General features: G+C 71.0%; 10 protein-coding genes. 7 read left to right on the forward strand and 3 right to left on the reverse strand.

Annotated elements, in window-relative coordinates:
- From M4J07_RS43880 to M4J07_RS43890, 3 genes are all read left to right on the forward strand, one after another.
- On the forward strand, nucleotides 1-462 hold a 462-nt coding region (locus M4J07_RS43880; RefSeq protein WP_255982187.1), incomplete at its 5' end, for a DUF4937 domain-containing protein.
- A 91-nt stretch (nucleotides 463-553) separates the two neighbouring features.
- Nucleotides 554-1,213 (forward strand): histidine phosphatase family protein, encoded by a 660-nt coding sequence (locus tag M4J07_RS43885; RefSeq protein ID WP_255982189.1) that lies wholly within the window; start codon nucleotides 554-556, stop codon nucleotides 1,211-1,213.
- A gap of 12 nt (nucleotides 1,214-1,225) precedes the next feature.
- Nucleotides 1,226-2,134 (forward strand): ADP-ribosylglycohydrolase family protein, encoded by a 909-nt coding sequence (locus tag M4J07_RS43890; protein ID WP_255982191.1) that lies wholly within the window; start codon nucleotides 1,226-1,228, stop codon nucleotides 2,132-2,134.
- Between the two features lie 102 nt (nucleotides 2,135-2,236).
- On the opposite strand, the gene M4J07_RS43895 is transcribed toward M4J07_RS43890, so the two are convergent.
- Nucleotides 2,237-3,793: an MFS transporter gene (locus M4J07_RS43895; RefSeq protein ID WP_255982193.1), complete on the reverse strand. Its 1,557-nt coding sequence runs from the start codon at nucleotides 3,791-3,793 to the stop codon at nucleotides 2,237-2,239.
- 146 nt (nucleotides 3,794-3,939) lie between these two features.
- On the opposite strand from M4J07_RS43895, the gene M4J07_RS43900 reads away from it, so the two are divergent.
- From M4J07_RS43900 to M4J07_RS43910, 3 genes are all read left to right on the forward strand, one after another.
- Entirely contained in the window at nucleotides 3,940-4,566 is a 627-nt protein-coding gene (locus tag M4J07_RS43900) for a TetR/AcrR family transcriptional regulator (RefSeq protein WP_255982205.1), read from the forward strand.
- A 51-nt stretch (nucleotides 4,567-4,617) separates the two neighbouring features.
- Nucleotides 4,618-5,319 (forward strand): ribonuclease HII, encoded by a 702-nt coding sequence (locus M4J07_RS43905; RefSeq protein ID WP_255982195.1) that lies wholly within the window; start codon nucleotides 4,618-4,620, stop codon nucleotides 5,317-5,319.
- A 68-nt stretch (nucleotides 5,320-5,387) separates the two neighbouring features.
- Complete coding sequence (locus M4J07_RS43910; protein WP_255982197.1) at nucleotides 5,388-6,002, forward strand: hypothetical protein; 615 nt, start codon at nucleotides 5,388-5,390, stop codon at nucleotides 6,000-6,002.
- Between the two features lie 81 nt (nucleotides 6,003-6,083).
- Here M4J07_RS43910 and M4J07_RS43915 read toward each other — a convergent pair whose 3' ends face one another.
- Together M4J07_RS43915 and M4J07_RS43920 are read right to left on the reverse strand one after the other, a co-directional pair.
- Nucleotides 6,084-6,722 carry a hypothetical protein gene (locus M4J07_RS43915; protein WP_255982199.1) on the reverse strand — a complete coding sequence of 213 codons (639 nt, stop codon included), beginning with the start codon at nucleotides 6,720-6,722 and terminating at the stop codon, nucleotides 6,084-6,086.
- Between the two features lie 218 nt (nucleotides 6,723-6,940).
- Nucleotides 6,941-9,103: a RecQ family ATP-dependent DNA helicase gene (locus tag M4J07_RS43920; RefSeq protein ID WP_255982201.1), complete on the reverse strand. Its 2,163-nt coding sequence runs from the start codon at nucleotides 9,101-9,103 to the stop codon at nucleotides 6,941-6,943.
- Nucleotides 9,104-9,236: 133 nt separating this feature from the next.
- Here M4J07_RS43920 and M4J07_RS43925 point away from each other — a divergent pair.
- Nucleotides 9,237-10,332, forward strand: a 1,096-nt coding sequence (locus M4J07_RS43925) for a DUF4192 domain-containing protein (protein ID WP_255982203.1), incomplete at its 3' end; no start/stop codon positions are given.

A 10,332-nucleotide genomic window follows, 5' to 3' on the forward strand; every position in this document is an offset into this window, starting at 1 on the left:
GTCTTCGGGTTCTGGGAGAGCCGCGCCTTCTACGACTCCTTCATGGCGCGGTCCCACGACCGGCTCGCGGCGGCGCAGTCGGGCACGTTCAAGGACATCCAGGTGAAGCTGTTCGACCACCGCTTCGACGTGAAGACCGGTTTCGAGCCGAGGTTCACGGATGCCGACGTGGTGCGGGTGGCGCACTGCAAGGTGAACGCCGAGCGGGCCGAGCACTTCACCTTGATGCAGCAGAAGGTCTGGAACCCGGCGATGGCGGGCTCGCCCGGCATGGTGCGGGGCTTCTTCGGCGAGGCGCCGGGGGACGAGTTCGTGGTCCTGTCGATGTGGCGGTCGGCGGCCGAGCACGGCAAGTACCAGGTCGACCGGGTGGAACGGCTCTCGCTGCGCGCCCAGACCGAAGCCGACATCGCGGCCATCTCCGGTGACATCGTGCAGTTGGAGCCGACCTGGACGGTCTGAACGCGTCGCCACGCGCGCGTGCCATGTGATCTACGCCGGATGGAGCCCGTACGGGTGCTCGAAATCGGCCGGATCGATCTAGGGTCTTGGCATGGCACGTCCACGGCGCATCGTTCTTGTCCGGCACGGCGAATCCGAAGGCAACGCCGACGACACCGTGTACGAGCGCGAGCCCGATCACGCGCTGGCGCTCACCGAGAAGGGCCTGCGGCAGGCCGAGGAGACCGGCAAGGAGCTGCGCGAGCTGTTCGGCGATGAGCGGGTGAGCGTGTATGTGTCGCCGTACCGGCGCACGCACGAGACGTTCCGTGCGTTCCGTCTGGATCCCGGTCGCGTACGGGTACGGGAAGAGCCCCGCCTCCGGGAGCAGGACTGGGGGAACTGGCAGGACCGCGACGACGTACGGCTTCAGAAGGCGTACCGCGATGCCTACGGGCACTTCTTCTACCGCTTCGCGCAGGGCGAGTCCGGAGCGGACGTGTACGACCGGGTGGGGGCGTTCCTGGAGAGCCTTTACCGGAGCTTCGAGGACCCGGACCACCCGCCGAACGTGCTGCTCGTGACCCACGGTCTGACCATGCGGCTGTTCTGCATGCGCTGGTTCCACTGGACCGTGGCGGATTTCGAGTCCCTGTCGAATCCCGGGAACGCGGAGACGCGATCGCTCGTTCTAGGGGGCGACGGGAAGTACGAATTGAACCGGCCATTCGAACGCTGGTGCGACCCAAGGCCCTATGGGGTCACCGGATAGAGTGGCAGGGCGATGACCGCTGACTCCTCTCCCGACAGGCGCATGGACCGCGCCCTGTCCAGCCTGCGCGGACTCTCGGTGGGTGACGCGCTGGGATCGCAGTTCTTCGTTCCGGCGAACTATCCGCTGCTCAAGCGCCGCGCGCTGCCCGACGGCCCCTGGCAGTGGACCGACGACACCGAGATGGCCTGCTCCGTCGTGGCGGTCCTGGCTGCCCACGAGCGCATCGACCAGGACGACCTGGCGCGTTCGTTCGCGGAGCACCACGACTTCGACCGCGGCTACGGCCCTGCGGTGAACAGGCTGCTGCGGCAGGTCCGGGAAGGCGGCGACTGGCGCGCGCTGGCATCCGCCCTGTTCAAGGGCCAGGGGTCGTGGGGGAACGGGGCGGCGATGCGCATCGCGCCGCTCGGCGCCTACTACGCCGATGACCCCGAGCAGGCCACGCACCAGGCCGAGATCTCGGCGTATCCGACGCACCAGCACCGGGAAGCCGTCGTCGGAGCCATGGCCGTGGCCGCGGCCGCCGCTCTGGCCGGGAATCCGGCGGGGCCGCCTTCGCCCCGGGAGCTGCTCGACGGAGTGATCGCCCTCGTGCCGCGCAGCGCGGTGGGAGCGGGGCTGCGCCGCGCCAAGGACATGCTCGACTACGGCGACCCGGCCACCGTGGCCGCGGTACTGGGCTGTGGCCGGCGGACGACCGCGCACGACACCGTGCCGTTCGCCCTCTGGTCGGCGGCTCGGGGGCTCGGAGACTTCGAGCGGGCCTTCTGGAGTACCGCACAGGTGGGCGGCGACATGGACACGACCTGCGCGATCGTGGGCGGAGTCGTAGCCTCCGCGCAAGACGGGGCACCGCCTGCCGGATGGCTGGAGCAGACCGAGTCGCTTCCGGAGTGGGCGCCTGCCGTGACGGCCTGAGGCACCGCGCTCTTCACTGACGTACGCCTGCGGGGCGCCGTGGATGCCGGACCGGCCTCGCCGTCTTACGGACGGACCGGCACCCACGCCTCCGCCGGGGCGTCAGCCCCCGGCGGGCCCGGCCGCGCTCGCCGTGCCGGCGAGGGCTTCCAGGTCGCTCTTGCGGACCTTGATCACCGTCAGTGCGACGGCCAGGGCGAGCAGGGCCATGGCCGCCGCCGGGATGAAGGCCGTGGAGATGCCGTGGGCGAGCACCTCGTGGCTCCAGGGCGCCGGCAGTTCGTGGGTCCTGGCGAACTCCGCCTTCTGCTCGGGGGAGGCGTTGGCCATGAAGTCGGCGATCTGATCCTTCGCCTCGTCACGGCTGGCCGACCCGAAGACCGTCGTCAGGATGGAGAGCCCGAGCGAGCCTCCCACCTGCTGCGTCGTGTTGAGCAGACCCGAGGCCGCACCCGCCTCGTGCGGAGCGACACCGGAGACCGCGGTGACCGTCACCGTCACGAAGTTCAGGCCCATGCCGAAGCCGAAGATCAGCATCGGGCCGAGCACCCCGCCGACGTACGAGCTCTCGGGGGTGATGAAGGCCTGCCAGGTCAGACCGACCACCACGAGCGCCGAACCACCCGCCATGAAGGGCTTCGGCCCCAGCACGGGCAACAGTCGCTGCGACAGCCCGGCGCCGATCGCGATCGCCGCCGTGACCGGCAGGAACGCCAGTCCCGCCTTGATCGGCGAGTAGCCCAGCACGTTCTGCACGAACAGCACGATGAAGAAGAACATGCCGAACATCGCGGCCGCGAGACTCAGCATGATCACGTACGTGCCCGAGCGGTTCCGGTCGGCGAACATCTTCAGCGGCGTGATCGGATCCTTGGCGCGGTTCTCGTTCGCCACGAAGGCCAGCAGCAGCACCACCGCCGCGCCGAACGACGCCACGGTCAGGCCGTCCCGCCACCCTTCGTCGGCGGCCCGGATGAAGCCGTAGACGAGCGACGCCATGCCGAGTGTGGACGTGAGCGCACCCGTGATGTCGAAGCTGCCGGGATGCCGCTCGGACTCGTTGATGTACATCGGTGCGAGGACGGCGATCAGGATGCCGATGGGTACGTTCACGAACAACACCCAGCGCCAGTCCAGCCAGTCCGTGAGCATGCCGCCCGCGAGGAGGCCGACGGCGCCGCCGCCCGCCGAGACCGCGGCGAAGACTCCGAACGCGCGGTTCCGCTCCGGGCCCTCGGGGAACGTGGTGGTGATGAGGGCGAGCGAGGTGGGCGACGCGATCGCGCCACCGACGCCCTGAAGGGCGCGCGCGGCCAGCAACTGCCACGGTTCCTGGGCGAGTCCACCCAGCAGGGAGGCGAAGGTGAACAGCAGGATCCCGGACATGAAGACCCGGCGGCGGCCGAGGATGTCACCCGCGCGGCCGCCCAGGAGCAGCAGACCGCCGAAGGTGAGCGTGTACGCGCTGACGACCCAAGTGAGGTCCGTCGTCGAGAATTTGAGAGCGTCCTGAATGTGCGGGAGCGCGATGTTCACAATCGTCGCGTCGAGGACCACCATGAGTTGGCAGGCGGCGATGACCGTGAGTGCGATGCCGGGGCGCCCCTCCCGGCGGGCCGCCCCCGGTTTCTGATCTTGTGTTAACTGAGAGGTTGTCACTATGGATCCCCCACAAGAGCGTTAGTGAACGATCCCGTTCACTGTCGCGTCAACGGTAGTGACTCCCCTTCAGTGAACGCAACCGTTCACTGAATCTGCTGCCGTGTGTTCGGACCGCTCTCGGACTGCTCAACGGAGAGATGACGATGGTTACTTCGCGCTGGACGGCCGCCTCCGCTCAGCCGGCCGTCGGGATGCGCAGGCGTGGTCCCGTACTCGAACGGGCCATCCTGGAAGCCGCACTCGATCAGCTCAGCACGGTCGGCTGGAACGGCCTGACCATGGAAGGCGTCGCCGCGGGGGCCCAGACCGGGAAGGCCGCGGTGTACCGGCGCTGGCCCTCCAAGGAGGACCTCGTCGTGGACGCCCTGGCGGCCGCGCTGCCCAGGCTGGACGCGGCGCCGGACCTCGGCAGCGTGCGCGAGGACCTGCTGGAGCTGTGCAGGCAGATGCGTGCGGCCATGTACTCGCGCCCCGGCTTCGCGGTGCGCTCGGTTCTTCACGAGTGCGACACCTTCACCGCCGAGCGCTTCCACTCGGTGATCACCCAGGGGGTCGTTGAGCCGAGCGTCGAGCTGATCAAGGAAGTCCTACGTCGCGGAATCGAGCGCGGCGAGGTGCGTCCCGACGCCACCGGCAGTTATGAGTGCGACGTCATTCCGGCGATGATGATGTACCGCTCCAAGGTGTGCGGAAGCGAATGGGAGGAGGGGGATCTGGTGGAGATGATCGACCGGCTGATGATCCCCTTGCTGCGGCGGCACGCGGATTGAGGCATGCCGGGTGTCGCGACGGGTCCTCGGCGGCGTACGCTGTCTGCCGCCATGCCGTACGAAGCACCCACTCACACCGTCGAGCGCTCACTGCGCGCCACCACCGGAGCCAAGATCGTCGCCGGTGTCGATGAGGTCGGCCGCGGTGCCTGGGCCGGCCCGGTCACCGTCTGCGCCGCCGTCACCGGGCTGCGCCGCGCGCCGGAGGGGCTCACCGACTCCAAGCTGATCAGTCCCAAGCGTCGCGAGACGCTCGCGGACGAGCTGGAGAAGTGGGTCACCGCGCACGCGCTGGGGCACGCCTCGCACGAGGAGATCGACGACCTGGGGATGACCGCGGCCCTGCGTCTCGCCGCGGTACGCGCCCTCGAGGCGCTTCCGGTGCGGCCCGACGCGGTCATCCTCGACGGGAAGCACGACTACCTGGGCAACCCCTGGCAGGTCCGTACGGTGATCAAGGGGGACCGTTCCTGCATCGCCGTCGCCGCGGCTTCGGTGATCGCCAAGGTCCGCCGCGACAAAATGATGGCCGAACTGGGCATCGACCATGCAGACTTCGGGTTTGCGGCCAACGCCGGATACCCGTCGCCGGTGCATCGCGCCGCGCTGGAGGAGCGGGGGCCCACCCCGTACCACCGGCTTTCGTGGGCGTATCTTGATGCGCTGCCCCAGTGGCGGCACCTCAAGAAGGCCCGCAGCTGGGCGGACGCAAGTGTTCCGGAGATCGAGGGCCAGCTCGGCTTCGACTTCTGACCACTGCGTTCGCACTGACGTGCCACCCGCTGGCGCGAACCGCACCGGCGTTTGATAAATATCAGCTCATGCCTCTCATTCCCGAGGAGCCTCAGATTCACGAGAGTGCCCAGGGTCCCCGCACCGCGCCGACCCCTCGCCCTGTACCCGGCCCGCGTCCCGCGGCGCCGCCGCGACCCGGCCGCCCGGGTCCCGCACGGCCCACGCCGCCCGCGCAGCGCACCCCGCGCGAGCCGGCCGGTGCCGTCAAGTCGGGGCCGAGCGCCCCGGCCACCCCGTCGACCTCCGACACCACGCCGCAGATCCAGCTGCTCCCGGCCTCGGTCGAGGGCGCGCTGGACGCCGCGGAGGAGGCCGTCGACCTGCTGCTCGACTCGGGCCGCGCGCCCGGCGACGTCCTGGTGATCACCACCGGTGACCCCCACCCGTGGGCCGCTCACGAGCTGTCCTTCGGTGAGGACACCTACTGGGCGCAGCACGACGCGGGCGACGACGTCTTCTACGCCGACGCCTCCGCGCTGAGCCGCGCCGCCGACCGCCCGGTGGTCGTCGTCGCCGTGAACGGCGGCGCCGACGAGGCGGCCACGACGGCACTGCCGCTCGCGCTCGGCCGGGCCGGAGCCCTGCTGATCGTGTGCGGCGACCCGCAGCGCATCAACTCGCTGCTGGGCGCCGGAGTCTGACGCACCGCTTGCCGGCTGCCCGCACCCGTCGACGGTGTCCGGGGAGTCCGGCAGGCGGGCGCGCGACCGCGATCGTGCGGGTCAGCGGGCCGCCGCGCGGCGAAGCATCTCCGTCGCGGCGCCGCCGGTGCGCGGCAGCGCGTGCTCGTCGCCCCCCAGCGCCTCGACGGCGGACCCGACGCTCGGGCGTCGGCCGGCCCGGCCCTCGCCCAGCACCTGCCAGCCGTCACGCGTCATCGTGATGTACGCCCCGCAGCGCAGCCCGTGCAGCGTGCAGGCGTCGCGCAATCCCCACATCCAGGCCCCGTCCTCCTCGGTCCAACGGCCGTCCCCCTCACGGCAGTACAGCAGGACGGCGGTACGCACCGGGGACCGGCGGCGCAGGTCGTGCGGGATGACCCGGCGCAACTGGGACAGCAGCGCGTTGCGGAACGTCCAGCCGTCGGTGGCGCTCTCCCGGCGGGTGAACGAGGCACTGGCCCGCAGCCGCTCCTCCGGATCGAGGACGGCCACGACGGCCGTGCGCGGCAGGGGTCGGTGGCGGGTGTGCAGGCCGCTGACCACCTCACGTGGATTGCGCAGCAGCGGGATTCCCGCCGCCGCCCACTCCGCGGGTTCGAGCAGCCTGGTCGGTCGGTTGACGGAATCGGCGGACCTCACGGTGCGCATCGAGGACGCGGTCATCGATGCCGCCGAAGACGGAGCGAATCCGAAGGTCACGGTCCTCCCTTCGGCTACACGCCCACACTGAGGGCGGGGTCGGACTGGGGGAGCGCACCGCGGCACAGCCCTACCGGACCACGGGGAGCCGCGCGGGGAGCGGTCTCAATTCTCGCCGCCGTACTGGCACTCGGCAACGAGCAATTGGGGCAGCGGCCCGGTATCTGGTGATCCGTCGCCAATATCCCTGCCCAAAGGTTGAGACGGCGACTCCTGTGTCAGCCTTGGACCGCCAGGACCAGCGGCAACACCCCCTTGGCGCCGGCCCGGCGGAGCAGCCGCGCGGCCATCGCCATCGTCCAGCCGGTCTCCGTGAAGTCGTCCACCAGCAGCACGGGACCGTCCGCGCGCGCGAGTTCCTCGACGAGCTCGGCCGACAGCGTCAACGTGCCGTCCAGCGCCCGCAGTCGCTGTGCGCTGTTGCTCCGCGGGATGTGCGCCGTGTCGCTGCCCGGCACGTAGTCGACCCGGCCCAGGAGCGGCATCCGGCCCACCTGCGCGATGCCCGCGCCCAGCGTCTCGATGAGCTGAGGGCGCGTGTGGGACGCCATGGTGACCACACCGACCGGGCGGGGCTGCGCGTCCGTGGCGCCGGAGGCCCAGCCGCCGGGGCCCTTGGCCCAGTCCGCCAGGACCTCCACGACGGCCCTCGCCACGTCGTCCGGGACAGGGCCGTCCGGAGCCTGGGGCGTGAGCATGGGGCGCAGCCGATTGCCCCAGCCGATGTCCGACAGGCGGCCCAGAGCCCGCCCCGCTCCCGCCAGTTCGCCCGCGGGGATACGGCCCTTGAGGTCGATGCCCACCGCCGCGAGTCCCGTGGGCCACATCTTCCGGGGCTCCACCTCCACACCGGGGCGCCCGAGTTCACCACGGGCCGCGTTCAGTGCGTCCGGCGACACCGAGGCCTCGAACCGCGGGCCCGCGCAGTTGTCGCACCGCCCGCAGGGAACCGCTTCCTCGTCGTCCAGCTGGCGGCGGAGGAACTCCATCCGGCAGCCGGTCGCCGTCGCGTAGTCACGCATCGCCTGCTGCTCGGCCTCCCGCTGCTTGGCGACCCACGCGTAGCGCTCGGTGTCGTACGCCCACGGCCGGCCCGTGGCGATCCAGCCACCCTTCACCCGGTGCACCGCGCCGTCCACGTCCAGGACCTTGAGCATGATCTCCAGCCGGGAGCGCCGCAGTTCCACCAGCGGCTCCAGGGCCGGCAGCGACAGCGGCCTGTCGGACTGCGCGAGCACGTCCAGCGTGCGACGCACCTGCTCCTCCGGAGGGAAGGCGAGGGACGCGAAGTAGCGCCAGATCGCCTCGTCCTCCTTGCCGGGAAGCAGTAGCACCTCCGCGTGCTCCACACCACGGCCGGCGCGGCCCACCTGCTGGTAGTACGCGATCGGCGACGACGGGGAGCCGAGATGCACGACGAATCCCAGGTCGGGCTTGTCGAACCCCATGCCGAGCGCGGAGGTGGCGACCAGGGCCTTCACCCGGTTGGCGAGCAGGTCCTCCTCGGCCTGCTGCCGGTCCGCGTTCTCCGTCTTGCCCGTGTACGAGGCCACGACGTGGCCGCACTGGCGCAGATAGGCGGTGACCTCCTCGGCGGCGGCGACCGTGAGGGTGTAGATGATCCCGGACCCCGGCAGGTCGTTCAGGTGGTCGGCGAGCCAGGCCAGCCGATGTGCGGCGTCGGGCAGCTGGAGCACTCCCAGGCTGAGGCTCTCGCGGTCGAGCGGGCCGCGCAGCACCAGGGCGTCCGAGCCGCCGCCGGTCCCGAGCTGCTCGGCGACGTCCGCCGTCACGCGGGCGTTGGCCGTCGCCGTCGTGGCCAGGACGGGGACGCCCTGCGGGAGCTCGGCGAGCATCGTGCGCAGTCGCCGGTAGTCGGGGCGGAAGTCGTGTCCCCAGTCCGAGATGCAGTGAGCCTCGTCGACCACGAGCAGGCCGGTGGCCGCGGCGAGCTGCGGCAGGACGTTGTCCCGGAAGTCGGGGTTGTTCAGCCGCTCCGGGCTGACCAGGAGGACATCGACGTCACCCGCGGCCACCTCGGCGCGGACGGAGTCCCACTCCTCGGTGTTCGACGAGTTGATCGTGCGGGCGCGGATGCCCGCGCGCTCCGCCGCCTCCACCTGGTTGCGCATCAGCGCGAGCAGCGGGGAGACGATCACGGTCGGCCCGCTGCCCCGCTCGCGCAGCAGGGCGGTCGCCACGAAGTACACCGCGGACTTTCCCCAGCCGGTGCGCTGCACGACGAGGGCACGTCTGTGCTCGGCCACCAGCGCCTCGATCGCGCGCCACTGGTCCTCGCGCAGCCGGGCGGTACCGCTCGGGTCTCCGACGAGGCGGGCGAGTACGGCATCGGCGGCCGTCCGCAGGTCTTCGTTGCTCATGCCCCCATGCAACCCGATGGGACTGACATCGCGCGAACGAGCCCGCCGAGCTGTGGACAACTTGTGTCGTGTCCCTGATCAGGGTTATCCACAGGCCCAACCGGAGTCCGGCAATCCGCGGCATGGTCGACGCATGACGAATCACATCGAGCCCGCCGGTGCGACCGGCGAGGCCAAGATCACGCTGCGCACCGCCGGTGAACTGGCCGAGGCGCTCCCGTACTTGCTCGGGTTCCGGCCCGACGCCAGCATCGTGCTGGTCGCCCTGCACAAGGGCCGGTTCGGTGGCCGTGTGCGCATCGGCATCCCCGAGCGCGCCCGGGACTGGTCGTCCGTGGCGCGGCAGATGGCCCATTGCCTGATCGGCGAGTGCGAGCGCCGGGAGGGGCGACCGGACAGCGTGGTCGCCTTCCTCTGCCAGGACGCGGCGCCGATGGGCGCGGGGCCTGGGCGTGGACCCCGAGCGGTCATGGAGCGGCTGCGCCCGCTCGCCCAGCTCCTGCGCACCGAGTGCGGCAGCCTCGACGTGCCGGTGACCGAGGCGCTCTGCCTCTCGGACGGCCGTTACTGGTCCTACTGCTGCCCGCGCCCAGATTGCTGCCCGCCCGAGGGCAATGCCATCAGTACGGGTGGTACGTCGGTCATGGCGGCGACGGCCGCGTACGCCGGGATCCAAGTGCGGGGGCCTGTGGCGCAGTTGAAGGCGCGTCTCGCTCCCTTGGAGACGGCCCTCGTCACGGAGCAGACGAGGGCGCTGGATGCCGCGGCCATGAGCCTCGTGCCCAGGATCTTCGCCGGAACACCGCGTGAGGAAGTGGAGCTGGAGACCCTCGACCTGGCGCGACTGATCATGAGCCGCCTCGCGGCAGCACCCAGCGTCGACACGCCCCTGGACGCGGACCTGAGGGACGACGAGCTCCTCGCCCATGACGAGGCGGCGGCCCTGATCCTCGGTCTTCAGGACCGGCTCACCAGGGACCGGGCGGCTGAGTGGATGGAGGGCGAGGACGCACCCGCCGCGCTGCGTCTGTGGCGAGGACTGGCGCGGCGCTGCGTGGGACCGTACGGGGAGCATGCCGCGGCACCACTGACGCTCGCCGGCTGGGTGGCGTGGTCGCTCGGCGACACCGTCGAGGCGGACCTGGCGCTGGAGATGGCCCTCGCCGCCGACCCGCAGTACGTGTTCGCCCGGCTGCTGAACGATGCCCGTGCCGAGGGCATCGACGCGG

Origin of the sequence: Streptomyces longispororuber (assembly GCF_024448165.1) — a bacterium.
GTDB lineage: Bacteria > Actinomycetota > Actinomycetes > Streptomycetales > Streptomycetaceae > Streptomyces > Streptomyces longispororuber_A.

Bases quoted from the DNA above. Each gene is read 5' to 3' on its own strand.
- M4J07_RS43885 (WP_255982189.1), top strand. From the start codon at position 554: ATGGCACGTCCACGGCGCATCGTTCTTGTCCGGCACGGCGAATCCGAA.
- M4J07_RS43910 (WP_255982197.1), top strand. From the start codon at position 5,388: ATGCCTCTCATTCCCGAGGAGCCTCAGATTCACGAGAGTGCCCAGGGT.
- M4J07_RS43920 (WP_255982201.1), bottom strand. From the start codon at position 9,103: ATGAGCAACGAAGACCTGCGGACGGCCGCCGATGCCGTACTCGCCCGC.
- M4J07_RS43890 (WP_255982191.1), top strand. From the start codon at position 1,226: ATGACCGCTGACTCCTCTCCCGACAGGCGCATGGACCGCGCCCTGTCC.
- M4J07_RS43905 (WP_255982195.1), top strand. From the start codon at position 4,618: ATGCCGTACGAAGCACCCACTCACACCGTCGAGCGCTCACTGCGCGCC.
- M4J07_RS43900 (WP_255982205.1), top strand. From the start codon at position 3,940: ATGGTTACTTCGCGCTGGACGGCCGCCTCCGCTCAGCCGGCCGTCGGG.